The organism is bacterium Unc6 (genome assembly GCA_013626165.1).
GTDB lineage: Bacteria > Omnitrophota > Gorgyraeia > Velesiimonadales > Velesiimonadaceae > Velesiimonas > Velesiimonas alkalicola.
In genome coordinates, this window is record NDHX01000003.1 from 64,850 (window position 1) to 91,416 (window position 26,567).

Genomic DNA, 26,567 nt, shown 5'->3' on the forward strand with positions numbered 1-26,567 from the left:
CCCCGTATTCCGTTCACCGTTTTCCGTTCACCAAAATGCCAGAGCGCAAGGGCACCAGTCGCCTGTCACCTGTCACCGCTTGCCAGGTTCTTATACCTTCACTATCTTTAGGCCAAGCAATTCCTCCACCTCTTTCATCTCAAGAACCTCTTTTTCCATCAATGTTGTGGCAAGGATCTTAAGTTTATCTAAATTTTCAGATAGCACCTGTTTTGCCCTGGTATATGCGGTATTTAATAAACGATGAATTTCTTCATCAATAACCTGAGCGGTTTTTTCAGAATAATTTCTTTCCTCTAACAGGTCTCTTCCAAGAAATACCTGGTGCTGCCCTTTGCCAAGCGTAACAAGACCAAGCCCTTCTGCCATCCCATATTCACACACCATATGTCTTACAATCTCTGTCGCAATATCAAGGTCATTTGCCGCTCCTGTTGTTATTTCATTAAATATCAGTTCTTCAGACGTCCTTCCGCCAAGCAATCCCACAACCCTTCCTAAAAGCTCATTCTTGCTTATTATATATCTATCTTCTGTGGGAAGCCTCATAGTATATCCAAGTGCAAGCCCCCTCGGTATCATAGAAACCTTATGAAGAGGTTCTGAACCTGGTATTAAAAGTGCAAGAAGTGCATGTCCTGATTCATGGTATGCAACCAACTGTCTTTCATGTGGACTTATTATTCTGCTTTTCTTTTCAGGCCCCGCAATAACCCTCTCTATGGCGGCTTGAAATTCAAGTATGGTAATGTCTTCTTTACCCTTTCTTGCTGCAAGAAGTGCAGCCTCGTTTACAAGATTTGCAAGGTCTGCCCCAGAAAAACCTGATGTTTGTCTTGCAATGGATTTTATATCAATATCCTTTGCAGGTTTTACTTTCTTTATATGAACATTTAAGATAGCCTCTCTTCCGAGAATATCTGGTCTGTTTATAACAATCTGTCTATCAAACCTTCCTCTTCTTAAAAGAGCAGGGTCAAGAACATCAGGCCTGTTTGTAGCAGCAACACATATGATGCCTTCCTGTGTGTCAAACCCATCCATCTCAACAAGGAGTGCATTAAGTGTCTGTTCTCTTTCATCGTGTCCTCCGCCAAGTCCTGCAAACCTCTGTCTTCCAACTGCATCTATTTCATCTATAAATACTATACAGCCCTTACCAATTGTTTTTGTAGCTCTTTTTGCCTGTTCAAAAAGGTCTCTTACCCTTGATGCTCCCACGCCTACAAACATTTCTACAAAATCAGAACCTGATATACTAAAAAATGGCACACCTGCTTCTCCTGCGACAGCCTTTGCAAGAAGTGTTTTACCTGTCCCAGGAGCTCCCATAAGAAGAACACCTTTGGGTATCCGCCCACCGAGTTTCTGAAATTTTTTCGGGTCTTTTAAAAATTCTATTATCTCCTGCATCTCTTCCTTTGCCTCGTCAACACCCGCAACATCCTTAAATGTAATGGGATTTTGCGCCTGTGCAACCATTCTTGCGCCACTTCTACCGAATGAAAATATCTTTGCCCCCCCTTGCACTGCCCCACGAAAGAATAAAAGCCAGATTATAAATATAAAAAGAATAGTAGGTCCAAAAAAAAGTAAGAACTGTTGCAATGCCCTTCTTGGTTGTCTATTTGTAAAATCAACACCGCTTTCTCTTATAAGTTCTACCATTTGTGTGTCTGTTTCCGGTATTATTACACGGTATTTCTTTTCATCGCTCATCTGTACATGGAGTATATCTGCTTCTTTTTCAATAGCATGGATACCAAGGGGCGATGTTTTAAGTAGCCTGTAAAGTTCTCCGTCAGACATATTCTGGATTGTTTCCCGGTTTAGATTTGTTATAAAAAGCCATCCCAGTGTAATCAATACAATAATCCACACAATAAATATAGGATTAAACTTTTGTTTTTGTTGACGTTCTCTTTTATTATCCTTTTTTATATTGTCCACTATCTCCTCCGTCTTTTAAAATTTCCTTGCTTATTATACTATAAATTATATTAAATTCAAGATGTGACTTCCCGCTTCCCAATTTCTGGCGGGACGAAATTTGACTTTTGCCTGTGATTCTGTTATAATAGAGGAAGAAAATAAGGAGGTTCTGGAGTCTCAACTTGTAACCACATCTTGAAGCCAGGACATAAATAAAAAAAATTACAGTATATGCACCATAATATTTCTATCGTAAGAGGAATAGAAATGATTTGTGATAATTGTGGAAAACAAGATGTGCATATCCGCAGAGTTGCCAGGACATATGGCAAGGGTAGGGACATTTTTGTAATAGAAAATGTTCCTATTGTAATTTGTCTGCACTGCGGAGAAAGTTATCTTGAGGCCGAAACACTGCATGAAATTGAACATATTAAGTTGCACAAAAAGAGTTTTGCAGTTAAGCGTTCGGTTTCTGTTATCAATTTTGCTTAAAGAAAATAATCGTGCATTTCACATAACACCAGGTTTTGCGACGCTCCAAATTATTTAGATTAAGAATTGAGGTCGCTCCATGCCGTCCGTTTTATTATTGAGATTAAACTGAAATAGGTGTGCGGCACGACACGAAGCCTAACCGATACTCGGTCATCGGCTACACCCAAGTTCCCACTTTGTGGAAACTTTGTATGTCCGCATCTCGTCATACGCTTATTGGTCGCCTAAAAAAGGAAATAAGGTATGAAAAAATTATCCGACATTGAAATTAAAAAATTTATGTTATAATTGATAATTATTACAAGAAATTTTAAGAAACATATGGAGTCAAACTCCTTACCTATTGACAGTTAAATGACGGGTCGGGGAGTTTCCCGACTCATTATTCTGAGAAGCGGAGCAACGAAGGATCTCATGAGATTCTTCAGCCCTTTAGGCTTCAGGATGAGCCCTCAGAAGAAAATAGAGGAAAAAAACTCCCCGAGGGCTCAGTTAAATCTCATATTGATATACTGTAAACAGCAATTTTTAAACTTAAAATTCTTATAACAAAAGGTGGTATGGATAATGAGATAAAAGATATGTTTAAAACAAAACAGTCTTTACAAAAAGAAAAATGGGAAGAAATATTTGAAAAGGCAAAGTCATCTGCACTAAAAAATAATTATAGATATGCCCTGCATATGCTTGATGAGGTTGTTCAGTTAAAACCTGATTTGTATGAGGCACATATGCTTATGCGTGTCTGTGAAAGAAGAAAAACAGATGCGAACCCTCCCTCAATCGTAAGTAAAATTATAAGAATGATAAAGATCCCAAAGATAATATCATCAGGAACAGTTGCACTAAACCAGAACAAACCCCTCGTTGCAATCAAAATTACTGAAAAGGCACTTCATAGCAACCCCTATAACCCCAGGCTTCTTTCACTTCTGGCAGAAGCAATGCTAAGAGCAGGTATGATAGAGTCTGCAATAGGCACCTATGAAAGTATATTAGAGTTTAACAAAAAAAATACAAAGGTAATGAAAAAACTTGGAGAATTATATTCAAGTAAAGAAGACTACAAAAAAGCACGAAATTATTTAAACGTTGCAAGTAGATTAAAACCAAACGATGATGAAATCCTGTTTCAATTGAAAAAAATTGACGCACATGAAACAATACAAAAAGGAAGATGGGAAGAATCAAGCACAGGCACATTCAGAACAAGCGTAAAAGACACAGCACAGGCTACACAGATTGAAAGAGAGGAAAAAATTGTAAGAACAGAGTCTGATATAGACCAGATGATAAAGTATTACGAAGAAAAACTTAAAAGCGAACCCTCTAATCCTACCTTTCTTAGGACATTGGGGGACCTTTATGTAAGAGCGGAAGATTATGATAAGGCAGTGGAAAAATACCAGGATGTATTAAAGATTGACAAAACAAACCTTGCAATAATAAGAAAGATTGGAGATGTGAACTTAAAAAAGATTGAGTTACAGATGGAAAAAACGAAAGAAAAATTAAAAAAATCTCCCAATGACCCTTTCATCTTAAAACAAATTGAAGCCTTAAAAAAAGAGGTAGAGGCTACAAAATTAAAAGAGGCCGGAAAAAGAGCAGCGCTTTACCCAACAGATCCTTCAATAAGATTTGAATATGGGGTGCTGTTGTTTCAAAATAAAAACTACGACAAGGCAATTGCAGAGTTTCAGACAGTTGTGCCGGATCCTGCAAGAAGAGTGCAGGCACTTCATATGCTCGGCGTATGTTTTAGAGAAAAAGGTATGAACGACCTTGCGGTTGCCCAGTTTGAAAGAGCATTAGAAAATATGACTTCTCTTACAGAAGAAAAAAAAGAGCTTATATATGACCTTGGAATAACACTTGAAAAAATGAAAAAGTACAACGAAGCAACAGAACAGTTTAAAAAGATATTTGAGGTTGATATAGGTTATAAAGATGTTGCAAAAAAAATAGAAGAAGCATACAAATCAAAAGATAGTGAAAAATAAATGAATTTTAAAATACAACCTAAAAAATTTAACCATAATAATATCACATACACTTCCTCTGCCTCAACATTCCATTTCCATATCTCAAAAATCTGCAGGGAAAAATACAATATAGATGAGGATTTTTCTTCTATTACAGGTAATGTGATTTTTAGAAATCTGAAGATTGCAAAAGAACTGGCATACAAAATAAACCAGAAAAGAAATCTTATTAAACAGCCGGAACAAACAATAAGTGCAGGTCAGTTAAATGCAATGACTCTTGAGGATGAGATTTTTCATTATGTGCTCGGTATTTATAAAAGAAAGAAAAAATCCGATGTATTTGCAGAAGCCATTGAATATATTGAAAAAAAGATTGGTCCTGCCTTAAAACAAACACTTATAGATTTTGTTGAAACATTCCCGCCGCTTTCTGTTTATAGGGGTGGCATAATCCCTAAAAAATATATAGAAGACAGCACCAACGGTATTAAAAATTCAGAGATAATTTTAGAAGAAATGTTTCTTACTTTTCTTGCAAACAACAATCCCGCATTTGAACAATTTCTTGAACTTTTTGACGATAAAATTCTTAAAAAAAACACATCCTATCTTGAAGTAATTTATAACCTTTGCAGATTTTTAGAAAAAAAACCAAGGTTTGGTCCTTATAATCAAGATATAGTAAATTTATTAAAATCCCCTGTTGTTGCACATCCAAGGTCTATTACAGGGCAACTTCTTTATATAAAAGAACACTGGGGATTGCTGTTATCCGAAGAACTTTTAGAAAAACTTTTACACAGGCTTCTTGTTGCGCTTGATATGATAAAAGAAGAAGAAAAGATGCCTTTTTTAGGGGCAATGGAAACATTTGTCCCCTTTTTTAAAAAAGGTATGGGACTTTATGATGAACCTGAAAGATACAGTCAGGATTTGGACTGGATGTCAAATATTGTACTGATTGCAAAAAACACATATGTCTGGCTTGACCAGTTATCAAAAAAATACCAGTATCCTATAACAACCCTTTGTGCAATACCCGATGAAGAGATAGACACACTTTTCAGATGGGGTTTTACGGGCCTGTGGTTAATAGGGGTGTGGGAAAGAAGTCCCGCCTCAAGAAAGATAAAACAGATAACAGGAAACCCTGAGGCACATTCATCTGCATATTCTATCTATGATTATACAGTTGCAAATGAGTTGGGCGGAGAACAGGGATATGAAAATCTAAAACAAAGGGCTCTTAAAAGAGGTATAAGAATTGCCATAGATATGGTTCCAAACCATGTGGGAATATGCTCAAAATGGGTAATAGAACATCCGGACTGGTTTATACAACTACGGCATATTCCCTTCCCTAAATATCAATTCAATGGAACAGACCTTTCAGACAACACAAGGATAAGTATTTTTATAGAGGACGGATACTGGAACAGAACAGATGCTGCTGTTGTATTTAAAAGACTTGACAGACAGACAGGGGATGTTCGTTATATCTATCATGGCAACGACGGAACAAGTATGCCCTGGAATGATACGGCACAACTAAATTTTCTTATCCCGGAGGTCCAAGAAGCGGTGATACAGCAAATTCTTAATGTTTCAAGAAAATCTTCCATCATAAGGTTTGATGCAGCAATGACACTTGCAAAAAAACATTATAAGAGGCTCTGGTTCCCGGAGGCTGGAACAGGAGGAGACATCCCATCAAGGACTGAACATACTGTATCAAATGAGGAGTTTGAAAAACTATTTCCCGTTGAATTCTGGAGACAGGTTGTTGACAGGGTAGCAAAAGAGGCGCCTGATACACTTCTTCTTGCAGAGGCATTCTGGCTTATGGAGGGATATTTTGTAAGAACATTAGGTATGCACAGGGTATATAACAGTGCATTTATGAATATGTTAAAAAATGAAGAAAACTCAAAATACAGAAGTGTGATAAAAAATGTTATGGAGTTTGACAAAGAAATCTTAAAGAGATTTGTAAATTTTATGGATAACCCTGATGAGGTTCCAGCCGTGATACAATTTGGAAAAGACGATAAATATTTTGGAATCACAGTAATGATGGTAACAATGCCCGGACTTCCGATGTTCGGACATGGACAGATTCAGGGGTTTAGAGAAAAATACGGAATGGAATACAGGAAAGCATACTGGGATGAAAATCCTGATATAAAATTCATAGAAAGACATGAAAGAGAAATATTTCCTCTTCTTAAAAAAAGACCTCTTTTCAGCAGAGTTGAAAATTTTCTTCTCTATGACCTATATGCAACAGATGGCAGGGTAAATGAAAATGTATTCGCATACAGCAACAGGTACGGAGACGAAAGAGCAATTGTTGTGTATAACAATAAATATGAAGAAGCATCTGGATGGATAAAAACATCTGCTGCATTTCTTGATAGAAAAACCGGTAAACTTATACAAAAAAATATAATAGACGGACTTAAGATTAATTGCAGTGAGAAATCCTTCATAGTATTCAAAGATCTTATCACAGGGATGGAGCACATAAGAAAAACAGACAAAATAAGATCCGAAGGGCTATATATAGAATTAGGGGCATTTAAGTACAATGTATTTCTTGATTTCAAGGAAATACAGGACACAACGGGAAAATATACAGAGATTGAAAAAAGACTTAAAGGCGCGCCCGTACAAAGTATTGAAGAGGCAATTCTTGAGATGAAACTCGAACCCTTGCACAACAGAATAAAAAATGTATTCTTATCCCCTGAACAAAATTTTGCAGAAGAGATTGAATCGTTTCTAAAAGATTTTTCAAAGCCCTATAATGTCAAAAAAACATTTAATAAATTAAAAAGATACAAAGCATTTAAGGAACTTAAAAAAATATATCAGGATAAAGTTTTTTATATATTGGGCACATCAATTCTATTGTCATCTGTTAAAAATATGTTTTTCCAATCAGGGTTGCACAATGTAATAAAAAAGTGTCTTCTACAAAAGGGGATTAACAACGCTGAAAAAATTATGGAAAAGATCCTGTTTATTTCAGAAAATCAGGATATATTAAATATCTGGACAGAAAATAAACTTAAAAAAATTATTGGATGCAACCAACATAACAATGTTTTATGGTTTCACAAAGAAAGTCTTGAAGAATTCTTATATTTGTTATATATTACTGAACTAATAAGTGGTAATGCCAATAACTACAGGATTTATCAAAAAACTATAAATCTTGCAAAAAAATGTGGTTATAGGTTTGAAGAGTTTATAAAGCGGGCCCGCCAGCAAACAAAGACAGACAGAAAACAAGAAGCTCTATAGGTTTAAATAAGCCCTTATACCAAACCCTGATCTATCATGGCATCGGCAACTCTTATGAACCCGGCAATATTTGCGCCTTTTACATAATTTATATTCCTGCCTTCCTTGCCGTATTTAACGCACTGCTTATGTATAGTAATTATTATATCCTGAAGCCTCCTATCTACTTCCTCTCGTGGCCAGGAGATCCGCATACTGTTCTGTGACATCTCAAGTCCTGAGACAGCCACTCCGCCGGCGTTAGATGCTTTTCCAGGAGCATATAAAATACCCGCCTTCTGGTAAACCTCAATAGCATCCGGTGTAGAAGGCATATTCGCTCCCTCTGCCACACACATACAACCGTTTTTAACCAGGTTCTCGGCATCCTGTCCGCTTATCTCGTTTTGGGTAGCAGAAGGAAATGCAACATCGCACTTTGTATTCCACGGTTTTTTTTTCTCATAATATTTGCAATTAAATTCCTTGGCACAATCTTTTATCCTGCCGCGCCTGATATTCTTCAGACTCATAACACACGCCAACTTTTTCTTATCTATTCCTTTATCATCATAGATGAACCCGTCCGAGTCAGACAAGGTAACTACTTTTGCGCCTAACTCAATAAGTTTTTCTACGGTATATTGTGCCACATTACCTGATCCGGATACCACACAGGTTTTTCCTTCTAAGGATTCGCCGCGGGTTTTAAGCATCTCCCGGGCAAAATATACACATCCATAACCGGTTGCCTCAGTCCTGATTAAGCTTCCGCCCCAATTCAATCTTTTGCCGGTTAAAACACCTGTAAATTCATTACGCAACCTCTTGTATTGGCCGAAAAGATAGCCTATTTCGCGGCCGCCTACACCGATATCGCCTGCGGGAACATCAGTATCCGGACCGATATGACGGAAAAGCTCATTCATAAAACTCTGGCAGAATTTCATAACCTCGTTATCGCTTTTACCTTTAGGGTCAAAATCCGAACCGCCCTTGCCACCACCCATAGGAAGAGTAGTAAGGCTATTCTTAAAAACCTGTTCAAATGCCAGGAATTTTAATATACTTAAATTTACGCTCGGATGAAAACGAAGCCCGCCTTTATAGGCGCCAACGGCGCTATTCATCTCTATACGGTAGCCTCTATTTACCCGAATTTCACCACTATCATCAAGCCAGGGAACACGAAACATTATCACCCTTTCCGGCTCGCACATTCTTTCCAATACTTTATATGTCTGGTACTTTGGATTCTTCTCAATAAAAGGCATAACGGATTCAACTACCTCGCGGACAGCCTGGTGAAATTCCGGCTCTCCCGGATTCTTATCAGTTATCATCACCATAAAATCATCTATTTTTTTTGTCATTTTAGCCTCTTTTCTTGAGTCTTTTCTAAAAGATATTTAAACAATCCAGCCAGAGTTCCCCGTCTTAATAAGACTGTAATATAATCAACACTACACAGGGGCCCTGTGTATATTTGCTTGTTCAGACAAACTGTTCACCTAATTTTTTTTCTAATTCAACAAGACTTGAGATGTCTTTTTCCGGAATATATTTTGCTCTTACAATGTCCTGTCTTACAGGAAGACCCATTATCTTATCAAGGCTTCTGCCTTCTGTTAGTGCAGACTTTGAAAACTCATAGAATCTGATTATTATCTTTAAGATAAGATACTGCTTTTTAAGTGTTGTATATGCATCAACTCCATCAAACGCACTCTGATGTAAAAAATCCTCTCTTATTGAACGGGCAGACTCAAGTATGAGTCTATCCTGTGGTGAGAGTGTATCCATACCAACAAGCCTTGCTATCTCCTCCAATTCTGATTCTTCTTGTAAAAGACGCATTGCTTCTGTCCTTATTATTGCCCAGTCTGTTGACACATTTTCTTTCATAAATTTAAGAACAGATTCCGTATAAAGCGAGTAGGAGTTTAACCAGTTAATTGCTGGAAAATGTCTTCTGTATGCCAATTTATCTTCAAGTCCCCAAAAAACTTTTGTTACCCTTAATGTAGACTGAACAACGGGGTCCGAAAGATCTCCTCCCGGAGGAGATACTGCACCTATAACAGTAAGCGTTCCTTCTCTTTCCGAAGAACCCAAACACTGAACCTTCCCTGACCTTTCATAAAACTCCGCAATACGGTATGAAAGATATGCGGGATACCCTTCTTCGCCCGGCATTTCTTCAAGCCTGCCTGATATTTCACGCATTGCCTCTGCCCATCTGGATGTTGAGTCTGCCATAAGTGCGACAGAATATCCCATATCCCTGTAATATTCAGCAAGTGTAACTGCTGTGTAGACACTTGCCTCTCTTGCTGCAACAGGCATATTTGATGTGTTTGCTATAATTATTGTTCTTTCCATTAGCGGCTTACCGGTTTTTGGATCTTTTAATTTAGGAAATTCAATAAGAAGATCCGTAACCTCGTTTCCTCTTTCACCGCAGGCACAATATATTATGACCTCAGCATCTGCCCATTTTGCAATCTGATGCTGGCATACTGTTTTACCTGAACCAAAAGGACCGGGGATACAGGCAGTTCCACCTTTTGCAACAGGGAATAATGTATCAATAACCCTCTGGCCTGTAACAAGCGGTTGGGTTGGTGTTAATTTACCTTTTACAGGTCTTGGATTTCTGACGGCCCACAGGTGAAATAACGGAATGTCAATAATGTTGTTGTCTTTTGTTTTAATTTTAAGCAAAGTATCCGCTACGGAAAGATTCCCTGAAAAAACTTTTTCAACCTTTCCAGAAAGATATGGGGATAAAAGAATTTTATGACAGATAAGGCTTGTTTCCTCAACCTCTGCAATTATATCACCACCCTGAATATTATCACCGGATTGGACAGAAACAGTTACATTCCATTTTTTGGTTCTATCCAGTGCAGGTACCTGGATACCCCTTTTTATATAATTACCTGAAAGCGTTTTTAAGATATCAAGAGGTCTTAGTATGCCATCAAAGATGTTGCCTAAAAGTCCCGGACCAAGTTCAACGCTGAGAGGCATTTTTGTGGTATAGACGGGTTCTCCGACCCCGATGCCGTCTGTTTCTTCATATACCTGAATTGATGACCTGTTCCCTTTTATTTCAATAATTTCACCCATAAGACGGTGTTGGCTTACCTGAACAACATTATACATCTTTGCCTCAGGTATGCCCTCAGCAATAACAAGCGGACCAGATACCTTTACTATCTTGCCAAATTCCATTTTTACTCCGTTTTATCCGTATTCTGTCGCCAAGTCACCCACTACCTGTCACCTGTCATCTGTCACCTTGTCGCTTGTCCCCCTGACTCCTACCTGCTATCTACTATGTTGTCACTGTTCCTCAAACAGCCTGTCCGAACCTAACGCTTTTCTTGCAGCATTTTTAATCTTTTCAAGTCCCATAGAGTCTTCTGTCCTGCCATCAGGAATAACAACAAAAATAGGAAAAGTCTCATCAGGCAGAGGATGTAGTATATGCTTTAATTGTTTTGCCCATACTTGCGCAACATAAACAATAGAATAATTCTGTTTTTTAACATCTTCTATTGCTTTTTTTGCCTGTGCTATGTCTGTAACTCCAAACATTTTTGCACCAAATACCTTAAAACAAAGAACCACATCTTCATCTCCAATAATAGCAATTTTATCGTTTTTTACCATATGTTTTTTCTTATGACACTTGAATTTATTGCCATTGCCTTCTGTGATAATATTGTTCTTAAAAGGCAGATCTCATTTTCTTTTGAAAAAAAATATCCCGCAATTACAGGAAAACCAAACGCAATCCTCCTTGAAAGGATAGAAAAATCTTTTCTTAGCTTTAACTCGGCTTTTTCCACTTCTTCAAGCACAGTGGTCAGGTCTTTAACTTCCATTCCAATCTTTGCAATGTCCTCTAAATGTGTTCTTATTAATTTAGTCCATAAAGTAGATAACGGCTCTTCAAACAATTCAAGATATATCCTTCTATCAATAAATCCGCCATTGATAAGCCCTATCTTTATCATTGCATAGCGAGATTCTGGCGCCATTTCCTGCCCGAAGGGTTGGGTGTTTGTAATAAACTGTAAAGATTTTTTAAGATTATAAAACCTTAAAAATATTTTTAAGTTTAAGATGTCTATTTTAAATCTGAAGTAATTATGGAGAAAGAAAAGATTTTTATTAGAAACAATATCAAGTGCCTTTTCCATCCCCAACCTGTCTATTACAACATCACCTGCCTGAATATCTTTTGTTTCTTCAAATATTTTTTTTGCCTGTTCAAGAATCGGAAAAAGAATGCTCCTGCATTCTTTGGAACACTTCTCTTCCTTGATTAAAAAGATTATCTGTTCAGAAGAGAAATTTCCATATTCTAAAATGTTTTCTTTTATTTCCTGATTTGTAATTTTTGATTTAAAAAGTATTTTAAGATTATAGATATCCCAGGTTAGCCTTATTGCAAATACACCCACATTCTTCTCTGTAATCTTATCTACAAGAAGCAGAACACTTAAAAGATGTCTTTTTAAGACAATCTCCCACTGAGAAGGACTTTTAAGTTCATTTATAAGATTTTGATAATCCTGATATTCGGCAAGTATTCTCAGTGCCGCTTCAAGATTATCTGCTTTAAGCATTCTGTTTATAGAATCCAAAGGAAGCAACCTTGTTTCTAATACCCTTATCCTTCCGACAGAAGAAAGCATTAAAGGTTTTTCCTGAATAAATGCTACATTTTCGTACATTTCTATTTCTCAAATGGTTCAAATAATACACTTGCAGACTCTGTTTCAATTTTTTCTTTTATTGAGGAAATTATACTTGATATCCTGCAGTCTGTAAAAACTTTCTTCCCCTTTACTATAAATCCCATATCTATTGAATTATCAATAATTATATTTAACTCTGGATGGATCCCTTTTCTTATCAACTCCTGTTCTATATCTTTCCAGAAATCTTCATCCATTTTCTGTTTATCAAAAACCGAGATACAGATATCTTCACTGCCGGAAACAATACTCCTTAAAAGAAGGGACCTGTAAAACTCCCGGTGTTTGTCTTTTTTTATATTTTTAAACTCTTCTTTTGCATCTTCAAATACGGAATCCAAGAGGTCTCTTTTAAGATCAAGAAGTTCCTGCTTTAGACGCATCTGCATTCTTATCAGTTCCATTCTTTTTTTTGATTCTGCCTCCTCTTTTCTTTTACTTAAAATTTCTAATTTTTTTACTTGCGCATTTTTTGAAGATTCTAAAAGAATCTCATTAACGGATAAATCCGCCTCCTTTAATATAACATCTGCCTTGTTTTTGGCATCCTGTATTATTTTTTCAACTATTTTTTCTACTGCCATTACACCTTTACCCCGCCAAGAAGAATAAATGCAGAAACAAGTCCAAGAACACCATATATTTCAACAAATGCAGGGACAATAATAGCCTTGCCGGTTTCTTCTTCTTTTTTTGCAACAATACCAATTGCAGCAGCAGCAGCCTTACCCTGGTATATGGCAGATACCATTTCAACAAGTCCTATGGGCAGACATATAAAGAATATCTGCAATCCTACCCCTGTGGAAACTGTTGTGATAGGTTCTGTAAAAAACTGAAGTCTCATCATCACAAGAAATCCTATAAGAAGTGAATAAAAACCCTGTGTCCCCGGAAGACCGATAAAAGGTATAAGCTTGCCAAACTTTTGAGGTTCTTCTGTTATTACCCCTGCTGCCATCTGACCGGCAAGCCCAACACCGATACTTGAACCTATCCCACCCAATGCAATAACAGATGCCATTCCTAATATTGCCAGTGTAAATCCTAACATCTCCATATTCCTCCTTTTATATTCTGTATCCCGTTGCCCGTATTTCGTTGTCCGTTTTTTTACGGTATACGAACGACGGCTTCTACAAACGGCAGGTTTTTTACCGCCACATATTTTGTTTTAACTGAAAACGGAACAAATGTTTTACCTCCGCCTTTAAAAAATTTCGAAAAAAATTCCACAAACTGCAATCTGCTTGTATGTATTAAGGCACCGAGAATATTTATAGCAATTGCAAATGTGTGCCCAAATAGAATAATTAAAAAACCCACTGTTATTCCCGCCAGAGGCCCTATTACCGGAAGTGCCCAGAAAATCTGTCCAGTCTGTACTGCAAGCATATTGACTGTTGTTGCCATAACACCTGTTACAAGTCCAAGCGCCCATAATCTGCTGTATGAAAGAACATCAGCCAGAAACCCAGCCCAGGCATTATATGCGGAATAAAAACCGTTAAATATTCTAAATCCTATATTATTATATGACCTTCCTGCAAATATAATTATTCCTGCTGTTCCTAAACTTAAAAATATTAGAAACATATTCTTTAAATTTCCAGGTGCCACTCCTGTACTAGAAAATATCATACCAAGTATTCCTGTAAGCAAAATCAGCATAAAACCCTGGTCCATTATTGCATCTCTCCATAAATTATTTTTTATATTGTTTATCAGTCCTGCAATGTTGCCGCATAGTATATGGACAACACCTAGCCCCAGTGCAATAAGCATAAGGTTCATTGCATTCTGTGGGTTTGCCATAGGATCAAGCACACCAATCCGCGCGGTAAAATCTGCTGCCGGCTTGAATACAGGAAAACTGTTTGCAAGCATAGAGGGAGCGTTCCCAAACCAGCCGCCGCAAAGTGCACCAAAAAATATTGTTGATATACCTCCTAAACACAAAATCCATAGAAGATAAAATACTTCTCCTCTGGGCTTAAATTTTAAGATTGCCCATATGGATAATAAAAAAATAACAATCCCATATCCTGCATCTGTAAGGCAGAAACCAAAGAATATGAAAAAGAAAGGGGCAAGAAAAGGTGTTGGGTCTATTTCAAATCTCTGCGGCACACCATATACATTTGTGATATATTCAAAGGGTTTTATCGGCTGTTTGTTTTCAAGAACAACAGGAGGATTATCCGTTTTTTGGGGTTCAGATATAATAACCTCGCACAAAATTTGCTTTTCTTTAATCAATTTCAACAAAATATTAGTATCTTTCTTACAAATCCAACCCTGGAATACAATGGTTTTTTTTGAGGCCTTTGTGCTTGATAAGGCAATGTTTCTTTCTTTTTTCAGATATAAAAAATCGTAAACAGACATTATAGAAAAAAGAGAAGGAAGAAATTCTTTTGCCTGTTTTACTACTGTATTATATCCATCTGCTAAGGCATTAATATCTTTATTCAGTCTTTCTATGTTTTCTTTTACAGTTCCCTTCAAGTGATGTAAGCGCACATACTGAAAACTAAATGACTTTAAAATAGAAGATATTTCCTCCTCGTCTTCTTTCCTGTGTGCAACAAGAAGATAAGCATTTTCCTCATCCTCTCTGATTATACTAATTGCAACAGATATGTTTGTTTTTTTAATATTTTCTTCAAAAGCACTTTTTACCTTTACAGGAATAATCCCAAGATATATACTGCAAAGTTTTGTTGAACAGGTGTTCTCAAGATGAACATTTAAGCCTTCCCAGTTTTGTAACGATTTTATTTCAAGAGATATTCTGTTTTTTTCAGCAGTAATCTCTTTAAGGACGCGGTCAGATTGATAACACCTGCTATAAATATCCCTCCATTGGGAGTGGATTGCACTTTCTTGTATCTGTTTAAAAGTAAAAACAGGCCTTCTTTTTAAAATTCTTCCCTTTTGAAAATCCGATAAAAAACCTATTGTGTACTCAAGATGTGCAATATCTGCATCAATACTTGAAAAATCTACTTTTTCATTAAAATTATAAAATTCAAGGTAAGAAGATGCCTCTTCAAGATGGACAACCCCTGCCTGTTGTAGCAGACTTAAAACAATGTCCTGTTCTTCTTTAAGAAAAACAATATTTATCTTATTAATCTTTGCAATGGCCATATAATTTGCCTCTGTCTAAATAGGGTCCACAAGGTGTCAGAGCACCAGAGCACCAGTGCACCAGTTGTCTTTTAAGTTTCACAGGGCCTGCCCTTAACCTGTCCGGGGATTTTTGAACTTTCTAAAAATGCCTGCGGTAGGTATGAAATTATATCGCCAGCAAGGAGTGATGTCATACCAACCTTTTTTACCGCCATATCTGCTGCAAGCCCGTGGATATAAACAGCACAACAGCTCGCCTCATAGGCTTGTATTTTCATTCCAAGGAATGCCCCGATTATACCGCTTAATACATCTCCTGTTCCCCCTGATGCCATTCCGGGATTACCGGTATTATTTATATAAATATTATTTCCATCCGTGCAGACTGTTCTGTGCCCTTTCAAAACAACTATACAATTCCATCTTTCAGCAATGGATTTTGAAATTCCAACCCTGTCTTTTTGTATTAATTCAACAGACATGCCCGTAAGTTGTGACATCTCACCAGGATGGGGAGTTAATACTGTTGGATGTTTTCTTGAGGCAATAATATCCCGGTGTTTTTTTAAAGGGTAAAGCGCATCTGCATCTATAACTACCGGAATGTTAATTTTACTTAACAAGCCTAAAACAAATTTCTGTGTATTTTTTGCTCTTGAAATACCTGGCCCTATAACAACACTATCAATGTTTTTTATAAAATTAAAAATCTTTTTTTTAGATGACAGAGTAAAACTTCCCTGTTTATCGGAAACAGGTAAAGTGGTAGCCTCTATAACCCGGGATGCAATTATTGGATGGACAGAAGAAGGAACTGCAAGTGTTACAAGCCCTGCACCTGAACGCAGAGCCCCCTGTGAACACAAATATACCGCACCTGTATAGCAGGTTGAACCAGAAATAATAAGTATATGCCCGTAATCTTTCTTATGAGTATCTTTTTTTCTTTTTAAAAAATCGAAAGATAAAGGCTTCAATACTTAATTATTCCTTTCTTTCAAAGATAGCACCTGCAATAGCGTATTCTTTGCAATGAGAAATACTTAAATGCAGTATATCTTCATCTTGTTTAAACCCTGATAAATTTTTTTTACTATTTAGCTTTATGTTCGGTCTGCCTGAAGATTCTTTCACAATCTCTACATTTTTCCAAACAAGTGCATAATCAAACCTTTTTTCTGAAAGTGCTTTAAGAACAGATTCTTTTGCTGCAAAACGTGCTGCAAGATGTTCTTCTGGGCAACTTTTAAAAAGACAGTATCTTATTTCGTCTTGCGTAAATATTTTTTCTAAAAACTTCGTTCCCCATTTTTTCCAGACCTTCAAAAAACGGGGAACACTTACTATATCTATTCCAACTCCAAGTATCATTGAGTCCCTTTAAGGGCCTGTTGTGTAGCCTGCCCTTTATGCCTGACCTGCACTTCCGAGAATCTGACACTTTTCTACATACATCTTTTTCAATTCCTCTCTTGCAGGACCTAAGTATTTGCGGGGGTCAAACTCTTTTGGATTTTCTGCAAGGTATTTTCTAATCATCGCTGTCATAACAAGTCTTCCATCAGAATCTATATTAACCTTGCATACTGCTGATTTTACAGCTCTTTTTATCTGATCTTCCGAAACACCGGCGGTTTGTTCAAGTTTTCCTCCATATTTATTTATTATATTCACATACTCCTGCAATACCGAAGATGCACCATGCAAAACTATCGGAAAGCCGGGAAGCTTTTTTTCACATTCTTCAAGTATATCAAACCTCAAAGGCGGAATAGATTCTCCAGGTTTTACCTTAAACTTATATACCCCATGTGATGTGCCTATTGATATTGCAAGACTATCAACTGATGTTTTTTTTACAAAATCTTCAACCTGTCCGGGGTCCGTATAATGCGATTTTTCCGAAACTACATGCTCTTCAATGCCTGCTAAAACTCCGAGTTCTCCTTCTACCGTTACATCACACCTGTGTGCATACTCAACAACCTCGCTTGTGGTCTCTATATTTTTCTCATAAGGAAGTGATGAACCGTCTATCATAACATTTGAAAATCCGTAATCTATGCAACTTTTACAAAGTTCAAAAGAATCTCCGTGGTCAAGATTTAGTGCAATGGGAATATTGCCACCTGTCTCTTTTGCTATTTCAACCGCACCCGACACCATATATCTTAAAAGTGTCTGGTTTGTATACTGTCTTGCACCCTTGGATATCTGCAATATAACAGGCGATCTACATTCTACGCAGGCCATAATTATTGCCTGCAATTGTTCCATATTATTAAAATTGTAGCCGGGTATGCCGTATCCTTTCTGCATTGCATTTTTAAACATTTCTTTTGTATTCACAAGCCCTAAACTTTTAAAATTTACTGCCATTGTTTTCCTCCCCATATCAAGATTCACCGTTCTCCTCACCGAGACACCAGGACACCTGTCACCAGGAACCAATCACCACTTTTTCCCCTACCTACTATCTACTACCTCCTGTTTCTACTGTGCCAGTATGTCTACAATATTGTACAGTCTTATATTAATCTTTAGTCTTTCCCTGTTTTCAAATGGGACAAGAACTATTTTGCCATTTTTCATACCAACAAAACACCTTGTCCTTCCTTTTAAAAGAGCATCCACTGCTGTGTATCCAAACTGTGTAGCAATTATTCTATCCTGTGCGGTTGGGCTTCCTCCTCTTTGAACATGGCCAAGAACAGTTACCCTTACATCATAGTCTGTATGCTTTCTTATAAATTCTGCAACTTTTTCGCCTCTTATTGCGCCCTCTGCAACAACTATTATCCAGCTTTTTTTTCCTTTCTGACGCCCCGTTTTTATCTGTTGACAAACATTTTTTATATCAAACCTGTGTTCAGGAATAAGAACATCCTCAGCGCCTCCTGCAAGTGCTGAAAAAAGTGCAAGAAAACCACTATCCCCTCCCATCACCTCAACGATAAATATCTTTTCCAAACTTGTGGCTGTGTCTCTTATCCTGTCTATAGCATCAAGGGCAGTATTAACTGCTGTATCAAATCCTATGCATATATCTGTCCCTGATACATCATTGTCTATTGTCTTTGGCACACCAACACATCTTACATTAAAATTTTTACTTAAGCACCCGGCTCCTTTTAAAGAACCATTCCCCCCTATTACCACAAGCCCATCTATGTTATATTTAAGAAGTGTTTGATATGCTTTTCGTTGTTCTGATATTTTATAGAAATTTTCACACCTTGCAGTTTTAAGTATTGTCCCTCCTAAATGAATTATATTGCTTACATCACTTCTATCCATCTTGAAAACCTCTCCCTCAATAAGTCCCTGGTATCCTCTTCTTATACCATAAACCTCAAGTTCTTTTGAAAGAGAGTATCGGACAACAGCCCTTATACAGGCATTTAAACCCGGACAATCCCCGCCACTTGTTACAACTGCAATCCTTTTCACTTTTAGAGCCCGCCTTTTTATCTACTTTAAGGTACGACAGGAAGTATCAGGGCAGACCTTTGTGCCTGTTTTTTTAATTTCTCAAACCAATCGGCAAATTTTTCCTGCCTTTTTTTCATAAAAATAAAACTGTAATATTTATCTTTTGTTTTTTCAAATTCTTCACCATTGGCATCTATAATACCTTCTATATACGCAAAACCATAACCTTTTTCAAGTCTTAAAATGCTTGATAATTCAGATTTTTCTAAATTAAAAATATCAAGTATCTGTCCTGCTGCCTGACCTATACCCTCTATATATCCTTGTCTGACAAATGGCTCAGGTCTTAATATCTTCACAGAAAGTTCCTTCGCCATATTATCTATATTTTCCCCATTAAAAACATTGCTTTTAAATTTATTTAGAAGTTCCTCTACTGTTTGCTTTGAAAGATTACCTGTTTTTTCTTTAATAATTATATTTTTTACCCTATCTTTTACTTCTTCAACAGGTTGGATATATTCTGTTTTTCTGTCTTTCAGTCTTATAAAATAACTACCTGAATTTGTCCTGATTATGTCACTTACCTGATTTTTGCCAAGAGAGAAGGCAACATCTCCTATCTGTTCTGAGTAACCAATATCCTGAATTTGTCCATCCCGGGTAAAAAACGGACTTTCCTTTATTTGCAGGTTATATTTTTTTGCAATCTCATCTAAAATTTTTGCCTTTAATTCTACAGTTGCGGATTCTTCTTTTTCAATAAGTTCAATTGATATCTTGTCTGCTATGTATTCAACAAGCCTCAACGCCTCTGCCTGTGTTAATCTTTGTCTGATTTCTTCTTTTACTTCTTCAAGCGGTTTATACTCATTCTTCTTCTCCTGTGATATATCCTCCGACACCTCTTGTGTGTCCTGTTTTTTAAATTCTTCTCTGTATTTTTTATAAAAGTTTTCTATACTTTCATCACTTATTTTAACTTTTGCCTGCATATCCTGCTTTGTAATCCCGATATAATCAACCCTCACCTGTTCAGGCATTGTAAATTCTTCCCTGTGTTTGTTATAGTATTTAAGAATCTCTTCTTCTGTTGCAGAAACCTTTTGACGAAAGAGTTCTTTGTCTGCAACAACAAATATAGCCTTTATCTTTTGTGTTCTTCTGGTAAATTCTTCCCTTACCTCTTCATCCGATACAGTAATACCTGCAACAATCCTTTCTCTTAATTTTTCAAGAAGTAATGATTCTTTTATGATAGACTCAAATGTTCTGGGAGTTATCTGCAGGACAAATTGAAGAAATTGTTGATAACGGTTCTGATTGAAACCCTGTTCATCTCTAAAAAACGGGAATCCTTCTATCTGTCTTATAACCTCCTTGTCGGTTACCCTTATACCCTGTCTTCTGGCTTCTCTTAATAATATTAAGCGTTCCCATGCCCGCTCCTCAATATTTAAAAACCTTCTAAACCTCTCAAACTGTTCCCCATACAAAAGACGGGACTCTATTTCAGTGGAAAAAATGCTATTATAATATTTTTCCATTGAAATATTTTTACCAAATATTTGACCTGCGTATTCTCTGGGCTCGCCTATCATTCCAGGACCCCAGAACAGAAATGTAAAGATAACTATAATAGTGATCCCGACAAGAAGTGTCCTCATATTTTTTCTTAATACCTGAAATAACATATCTTTCCTCTATTTTATTTTTAAAGGTCTACCCTTTGTAGCACTTTTATAGATTGCATCTATAATCTCCAGTACAATCAGCCCTTCCTCACCAGTCATTGTATGATGCGTATTGTTAACTATACTATCAACTAAATTGTCCTGGCTTCAAGATGTGGTTACAGGTTGACACTCCAGAACCTCTTCTTTTTCATTTTCTATCTTAACAGAATCGTAGGCTAAATTCAAGTTTTCTTGCACCTCCTTTTTGCCTTTGATTGATTCCGGTATTTTTACTTTACCCCTTTCCTCTAACCTTTTAGGGTCCATATCTGACCCTGCCACAACTTCCGCCATCGGGTGGCTCATATGTCCTTTGATGTGAAAATATCCTACCCCAAGTCCAATAACACCTACCCTTAATTTTTTCATACATTTCCTTTACATATCTTTTACATTTTCTGAATAATCCCAGTTTTACCAAAATCAACACTCACCGCAGAAATTTTTTCAAGAGGATTTGAAACATTTGGGCAGGAGTCCTGAATAAATATATTAGGAGCAGCCCATTTACATGCATTTGTAATAACCTTGATTATCTGTGAATTATAATATATAGGATATGTTTCATGACCAGGCCTGAAGTAAAATATTTTTCCGGCCCCTCGCCTAAATGTTATACCACTTCTAAAAACTTCTCCACCCTCAAACCAAGAGATAAAGATTATTTCATCAGGATCTGGGATATCAAAACGTTCTCCATACATTTCTGTGTTTGGAAGTTCAATATATTCTCCAATACCTTCTGTAATAAGATGAGAAGGCTGAATGTTCCATAGCCTTTCCTTTTCAGCAGCCTCACGCCATTTCAAAGAGCAGTTTGTCCCAAGTAAAACCCTGAATATCTTTGAGTAATGCCCCGAATGAAGAACAATCAGCCCCATACCCTCAAGTATTCTATTTTGAACTTTTTTTACAATTTCATCTTTTACCTCATTATGTGCAATATGTCCCCACCATATAAGAACATCTGTAGAATTTATCACTTCATCTGTCAAACCATGTGAAGGCTCGTCAAGAGTGGCAGTTTTGATCTTAAACCGTAGATATGGGATCAAAAACTGGCTTTGTTTCTTTAAACCTTTGGCAATGACGGTATGCATGCCCTGGGGGTAAATCTTTTTGACTGCTTCATTTTTTCTTTCATGTCTAAACTCGTTCCAGATGGTTATTCTTACTTTTTTATCCAAATTGGGATTCATATCTCTTCTTTATTTATGCAAATATAAATATTCACTAAACACTGTTCATATTTCAGGCACAGAAGCACTAAGGCACACAGGCACAAAGTGGAATGTCCTTTTATCTTCTTTTCTCATGCTTCGTACCTTTGCTACTCTGTGTCTTTGTGCCTTCAGGCAACGCAGTTGACTGAGGATTTACATACAGATTAAATTTAAAAGTATTGCAACGATTTATTAATCTACAGAGACACGCCCTCAACCACCTTCAAAGCTCTATCTTCTGGGTTGAGGCATATGTGGCATACCGGGAAAAGTACCGGGTGGCATACCGGGAAAAGTACCGGGTGGCATACCGGGAAAAACATCAGGAGGCAGCCGCTGTTCTTCTGCTTTTGCTCTTGCTGCTATCACTTCTTGTAACGGTTTTTTACTAAAACTTATAATGTCTGACTTTAGAACCTTACCCGACCTTCTACCATTTTTAAAAAGAAGTACTATATACTGGCTTGTTTCTTTAATAACCTCACCCTGCCACATTCTCAAAGGATTTTCTGCACTAACCTTACCCCAGTACCTGTTTGGTGCAGATTCTTCAATAACAACAGGCAATGGTTCTATTGCAGGAGGCGTCTCCTGTGCAAAAGATGTACAAAAACAACCAAAAAAGAATAAAACTAAAGAAATAAAGGTAGATTTCATATTCCCCCCTTTTTTAAAATATAAACTTTAAGTCAGTGGAGTGGTACACGCTATCTGACCTGGTGCTACCGGTTTATCAAGATATGCATAAGTGAAGGCTGAACCCTGTTTTGCAAGTAAAGTCCTTGATTCTCTTCCCTTTTCACCCATGCCGATAACACACACAGGCATTTTATTTTTAACACTTTCTAAAAACTTGGATAAAATCTTTATATCTGCTGGTTTATTAATCATTGTAGCAATCTTTATTATATCAGCACCCTTTTCTTGTGCCTCTGAAAATATTCTTAAAAGTGTATTAAAAGAGGGGGTTATCTTAAAATTATGGTAAGAACAGAGAAAAATAAAATTTATTTTACATAACTTATTTGTTATATTGCTTGATAGTTCAATATCAATAATATTTATAATACCGCCTGCTGTTTCAAAAAATTTCAGCCTGTCTTTATCAGTGCCTTCCCATTCGCCACCTTCTTCTTTTAGCCTTATTGTAAGAATAACAGGTAGTTTTTCCTGGAATTTTTTGCCATACCCAACCCAGTCTATAGAAGTTCCTATTTTATCAAGTCTTATTTCTACAATATCACAGGGAAGTTTTTTCCTTTTTGAAAACTTTTCTAAACCTTCCACCGAACTTATGGTCCCAACTATTTTTGTCTTTTTTTGTTTTAATAAATTTCTTATATTATTAAAATTCATTACGAATTTTTAAAACCAGAGGCGGCAACCGGATTCGAACCGGTGAATAGCGGTTTTGCAGACCGATGCCTTGCCACTTGGCTATGCCGCCAGAATAAACACAACAGACTCCGCTATCAAGCGAGATTAAGCACGCTATTTTCTACCTACTTTAATGTTTCTTCTGTTGTTTCTGTTTTTTCTTCTGTTTTTCCTTCTGTTTTTTTTATAAAAGGTTTGGGCAATTCTTTTTCCTGCTTCTTTTTAACAGCAGGAGGCTCCTGCAATTGAATAACAACATCTTTCACGCCCTGCCATTTTTTAATCTCATGGAGGATTATTGAAATATCTCTGTTCAAAACTGGTTGTGCTGATCTGTCGTAAACCATATAGCCATTGATATAAACAACCTGTCTGATAACATCAACATCTACATAGCGCATATCTATCTCAAACCTTGTAAGTATCCCACGAACCTTTACTTCTATTTTAAAATCAATTATTGACATCTAAGATTCCCGCCACACACTCATCTTTTGTTCGCCTCTACAAGGCTCAGACCTCCCCCACCTGGAGAAAACGAGGGCGAGGTTTTTAACACTATGGGCGGGCACAAGGACAAACATTGGCGCCTGGCCACTACAAGTTGTCTAAGGAACAATCTTTACCAAGGACAAGTTCTTATGTTCCCGTATGTCCAAAACCACCTTCATTTCTTTGCGTAATATCAAGCATGTCTGTTTCCTGAATTTGTGCCTGGATAACTTCCTGTATTATCATCTGGGCAATCCTCTGCCCTCTTTTTACTATGTAGGGCTCTTTTCCATGATTGACAAGTATTACATTTACAAGTCCCCTGTAATCGCTGTCTATTGTGCCCGGTGCATTTGCTACTGTAACCCCATGTTTTATAACAAGCCCGCTTCTGGGTCTTACCTGTGCTTCATATCCATATGGAATACTTACATAAAATCCCACCGAAATAAGTTTTATCTCACCCGGTTTTATACAAATTTTCTGTTCTACATCCGCACAGAGATCAAATCCACTTGCGCCTTCTGACATATATTTAGGAACAGGGATATCTTCACACCCCCGTTTTCTTTTTATTCTTAAAATAACTTCCCTCATTTTTTTCTTTCTTCAATTAGCACCGCTTTCTTACTTAAATTCAGACGCCCCTGTTTATCTATCTCAATTAACTTTACGGTTATTTCATCCCCTACCTTGACGATGTCTTCCGCATTCTTAACATAACTATCAGAAAGTTCCGATACATGAACAAGTCCCTCAATATTGGGAAGTATCTCACAAAAAGCACCAAAATTTGTAACCCTTTTTACCTTCCCCGTATAAACTCTTCCAACCTGCGGCTCTTCTATGATGGATTTTATCCGATTTATTGCTTTTTCAGAGGCCGCTGCATCTGAAGATGCTACATTAACAGTTCCATCATCCTGTATATCAATTGAAACACCTGTGTCTGCAATAATCTTCCTGATTGTTTTACCCGAAGGGCCGATTACTGTACCTATCTTTTCAAGTTTTATCTTAAATGTGGTTATATGTGGAGCATATACTGATATTTGTTCTTTGGGCTTAAGTATTGTCTTATTCATTACATCAAGCACTATCTTTCTTGCCTGCTTTGCCTGAATAATTACATTATGTAATATTTCTTTATCTATAGCATCAATTTTTAGGTCCATCTGTAAAGCAGTTGCGCCATTTTTTGTACCCGTTAACTTAAAATCCATATCACCAAAATGGTCTTCAAGTCCTGATATATCTGTAAGAACAATGGCATCGTTTTTCTGTTTTATCAATCCCATAGCAACACCCGCCACAGGTTCAGCTATAGGAACCCCTGCATCCATAAGTGAAAGTGTCCCTGCACATACTGTTGCCATGCTTGAAGAACCGTTAGACTCAAGAATTTCCGATACCACACGAACTGTATAGGGAAATTTTTCTTTCCCCGGCATGACAGGTCTTAGCGCCTTTTCTGCAAGTGCCCCATGACCTATCTCTCTTCTGCCCGGACCTCTTATAGGACGCACCTCGCCCACACTGAACGGAGGAAAGTTATAATGCAGGATAAATCTTTCTGATGTCTCACCTTCCAATCTTTCTATGAGCTGTTCATCTTCACCTGTTCCAAGTGTTGTTACAGAAAGACTCTGTGTCTGACCCCTTGTAAAAAGCGCAGAGCCATGTGTTCGGGGAAGTATTCCAATTTCACAACTTATTTGTCTTATATCAGTATAAGAGCGTCCATCTACACGCTTTTTATTCTTAATTATAAACTGTCGGACACTTTCTTTTTCAATCTCAATAAGTGCAAGATGTACATCTGTTTTTGAATATGTTGCGCCCTCACCTGTAAGTTTTGCAATAACATTTTTGCAGATTGCATCTACTGTCTGTTCTCTTTCTTCCTTGGTCGGGATATTATTTACCGCTGATAATTTTTCCTGTGCAATCTGTTTTACCCTTGTTAAAAGTTCATCTGAGGTCTTTTTCGTAGGAACATCTGACTTAGAAACACCAACTCTTTTTACAAACTCTTCCTGCACTTTTATGATTTTTAAAACCTCAGACTGTCCAAATAAGATAGCCTGTTCAAGTATATCTTCAGAAACCTGATTACCGCCTGCTTCCAACATTATAATCCCGCTCTTGGTTCCTGCAACAACAACATCTATATCGCTTTTTTCAAGTTCCCGATATACAGGATTTATAATAAATTCATCATCAATCCTTCCAACTCTTACGGCACCGACAGGACCATTAAAGGGAATAGATGAAATGGATAATGCCGTTGAAGCGCCGATGATGGAAAGAACATCCGGATCATTTTCACCATCGCTTGATAAAACAATGCTTACAACCTGAACCTCGTTTAATACACCTTTTGGAAAAAGCGGTCTGATAGCCCTGTCTGTAAGGCGTCCGCCCAAGATTTCCGAAGAGGTGGGTCTGCTTTCTCTTTTAAAAAACCCACCCGGTATTCTTCCGGCGGCATATGTCTTTTCCTGAAACTCAACAGTCAAAGGGAAATGGTCTATATCTTCATTAGGTTCTTTTGACATAACAACAGTTACAAGGACAACTGTCTCTCCGCACTGAACACTTACAGCAGCATGAGCCTGTTTTGCAAAACGACCTGTTTCTATGGTTATCTGCTTTTTACCAACAGCAATATATGTTTTTTCTGTTGCCAATATAATC

Annotated in this window: 23 protein-coding genes and 1 tRNA gene; 3 read left to right on the plus strand and 21 right to left on the minus strand. The window is 37.1% G+C overall.

The annotated features are described in order from the left end of the window. Nucleotides 1-90 precede the first annotated feature (90 nt). On the minus strand, nt 91-1,809 hold the full coding sequence (locus B9J78_01990; GenBank protein MBA2123700.1) for a cell division protein FtsH: 1,719 nt from the start codon (nt 1,807-1,809) through the stop codon (nt 91-93). Between the two features lie 390 nt (nt 1,810-2,199). On the opposite strand from B9J78_01990, the gene B9J78_01995 reads away from it, so the two are divergent. The 3 genes from B9J78_01995 (at nt 2,200) to B9J78_02005 (ending at nt 7,724) form a co-directional block, all read left to right on the plus strand. Beyond that, nucleotides 2,200-2,427, plus strand: a complete 228-nt coding sequence (locus B9J78_01995) for a YgiT-type zinc finger domain-containing protein (protein ID MBA2123701.1) — start codon at nt 2,200-2,202, stop codon at nt 2,425-2,427. Between the two features lie 563 nt (nt 2,428-2,990). Next, on the plus strand, nt 2,991-4,433 hold the full coding sequence (locus B9J78_02000) for a hypothetical protein (GenBank protein ID MBA2123702.1): 1,443 nt from the start codon (nt 2,991-2,993) through the stop codon (nt 4,431-4,433). Then, entirely contained in the window at nt 4,434-7,724 is a 3,291-nt protein-coding gene (locus tag B9J78_02005; protein ID MBA2123703.1) for a hypothetical protein, read from the plus strand. It abuts the gene before it with no gap. Nucleotides 7,725-7,738: 14 nt separating this feature from the next. Here the strand turns inward: B9J78_02005 and B9J78_02010 are convergent, their stop codons facing one another. From B9J78_02010 to B9J78_02105, 20 genes are all read right to left on the minus strand, one after another. Further along, a complete protein-coding gene (locus B9J78_02010; protein ID MBA2123704.1) occupies nt 7,739-9,076 on the minus strand; it encodes a glutamate dehydrogenase in 1,338 nt (445 codons plus the stop codon). A gap of 121 nt (nt 9,077-9,197) precedes the next feature. Further along, a complete protein-coding gene (locus B9J78_02015) occupies nt 9,198-10,940 on the minus strand; it encodes a V-type ATP synthase subunit A (GenBank protein ID MBA2123705.1) in 1,743 nt (580 codons plus the stop codon). A 111-nt stretch (nt 10,941-11,051) separates the two neighbouring features. After that, on the minus strand, nt 11,052-11,381 hold the full coding sequence (locus B9J78_02020) for a hypothetical protein (protein MBA2123706.1): 330 nt from the start codon (nt 11,379-11,381) through the stop codon (nt 11,052-11,054). Beyond that, on the minus strand, nt 11,375-12,451 hold the full coding sequence (locus B9J78_02025; protein MBA2123707.1) for a hypothetical protein: 1,077 nt from the start codon (nt 12,449-12,451) through the stop codon (nt 11,375-11,377). Before B9J78_02025 ends, B9J78_02020 begins: the two co-directional genes overlap by 7 nt. A gap of 2 nt (nt 12,452-12,453) precedes the next feature. Next, a complete protein-coding gene (locus tag B9J78_02030) occupies nt 12,454-13,059 on the minus strand; it encodes a hypothetical protein (protein ID MBA2123708.1) in 606 nt (201 codons plus the stop codon). Further along, a complete protein-coding gene (locus B9J78_02035) occupies nt 13,059-13,535 on the minus strand; it encodes a permease (GenBank protein ID MBA2123709.1) in 477 nt (158 codons plus the stop codon). The genes B9J78_02030 and B9J78_02035 overlap by 1 nt, the downstream gene beginning before the upstream one ends. A gap of 53 nt (nt 13,536-13,588) precedes the next feature. Next, nucleotides 13,589-15,628 carry a hypothetical protein gene (locus B9J78_02040; protein MBA2123710.1) on the minus strand — a complete coding sequence of 680 codons (2,040 nt, stop codon included), beginning with the start codon at nt 15,626-15,628 and terminating at the stop codon, nt 13,589-13,591. A gap of 71 nt (nt 15,629-15,699) precedes the next feature. After that, nucleotides 15,700-16,587 carry an NAD(P)H-hydrate dehydratase gene (locus B9J78_02045; protein MBA2123711.1) on the minus strand — a complete coding sequence of 296 codons (888 nt, stop codon included), beginning with the start codon at nt 16,585-16,587 and terminating at the stop codon, nt 15,700-15,702. Nucleotides 16,588-16,594: 7 nt separating this feature from the next. Further along, entirely contained in the window at nt 16,595-16,981 is a 387-nt protein-coding gene (locus B9J78_02050; protein ID MBA2123712.1) for a holo-[acyl-carrier-protein] synthase, read from the minus strand. A 36-nt stretch (nt 16,982-17,017) separates the two neighbouring features. Next, nucleotides 17,018-17,989, minus strand: a complete 972-nt coding sequence (locus B9J78_02055; protein MBA2123713.1) for a fructose-1,6-bisphosphate aldolase, class II — start codon at nt 17,987-17,989, stop codon at nt 17,018-17,020. Nucleotides 17,990-18,103: 114 nt separating this feature from the next. Then, entirely contained in the window at nt 18,104-19,060 is a 957-nt protein-coding gene (locus tag B9J78_02060; protein ID MBA2123714.1) for a 6-phosphofructokinase, read from the minus strand. Nucleotides 19,061-19,086: 26 nt separating this feature from the next. After that, the gene (locus B9J78_02065) at nt 19,087-20,736 is read right to left on the minus strand and encodes a hypothetical protein (GenBank protein MBA2123715.1); all 1,650 of its coding nucleotides are present in this window, start codon (nt 20,734-20,736) and stop codon (nt 19,087-19,089) included. Between the two features lie 147 nt (nt 20,737-20,883). Further along, nucleotides 20,884-21,147 carry a hypothetical protein gene (locus B9J78_02070; protein MBA2123716.1) on the minus strand — a complete coding sequence of 88 codons (264 nt, stop codon included), beginning with the start codon at nt 21,145-21,147 and terminating at the stop codon, nt 20,884-20,886. Nucleotides 21,148-21,167: 20 nt separating this feature from the next. Then, the gene (locus B9J78_02075) at nt 21,168-21,977 is read right to left on the minus strand and encodes a trehalose utilization protein ThuA (protein ID MBA2123717.1); all 810 of its coding nucleotides are present in this window, start codon (nt 21,975-21,977) and stop codon (nt 21,168-21,170) included. A 255-nt stretch (nt 21,978-22,232) separates the two neighbouring features. Beyond that, a complete protein-coding gene (locus B9J78_02080; GenBank protein ID MBA2123718.1) occupies nt 22,233-22,658 on the minus strand; it encodes a hypothetical protein in 426 nt (141 codons plus the stop codon). Nucleotides 22,659-22,685: 27 nt separating this feature from the next. Then, nucleotides 22,686-23,357: a hypothetical protein gene (locus tag B9J78_02085; protein MBA2123719.1), complete on the minus strand. Its 672-nt coding sequence runs from the start codon at nt 23,355-23,357 to the stop codon at nt 22,686-22,688. 19 nt (nt 23,358-23,376) lie between these two features. After that, nucleotides 23,377-23,448 (minus strand) — tRNA-Cys (locus B9J78_02090). Nucleotides 23,449-23,503: 55 nt separating this feature from the next. Next, nucleotides 23,504-23,845, minus strand: coding sequence for a hypothetical protein (locus B9J78_02095; GenBank protein ID MBA2123720.1), 342 nt, complete (start codon nt 23,843-23,845; stop codon nt 23,504-23,506). A 172-nt stretch (nt 23,846-24,017) separates the two neighbouring features. Further along, nucleotides 24,018-24,467: a deoxyuridine 5'-triphosphate nucleotidohydrolase gene (locus tag B9J78_02100; protein MBA2123721.1), complete on the minus strand. Its 450-nt coding sequence runs from the start codon at nt 24,465-24,467 to the stop codon at nt 24,018-24,020. Then, nucleotides 24,464-26,560, minus strand: a complete 2,097-nt coding sequence (locus B9J78_02105; protein ID MBA2123722.1) for a polyribonucleotide nucleotidyltransferase — start codon at nt 26,558-26,560, stop codon at nt 24,464-24,466. Before B9J78_02105 ends, B9J78_02100 begins: the two co-directional genes overlap by 4 nt. Nucleotides 26,561-26,567: the final 7 nt, after the last annotated feature.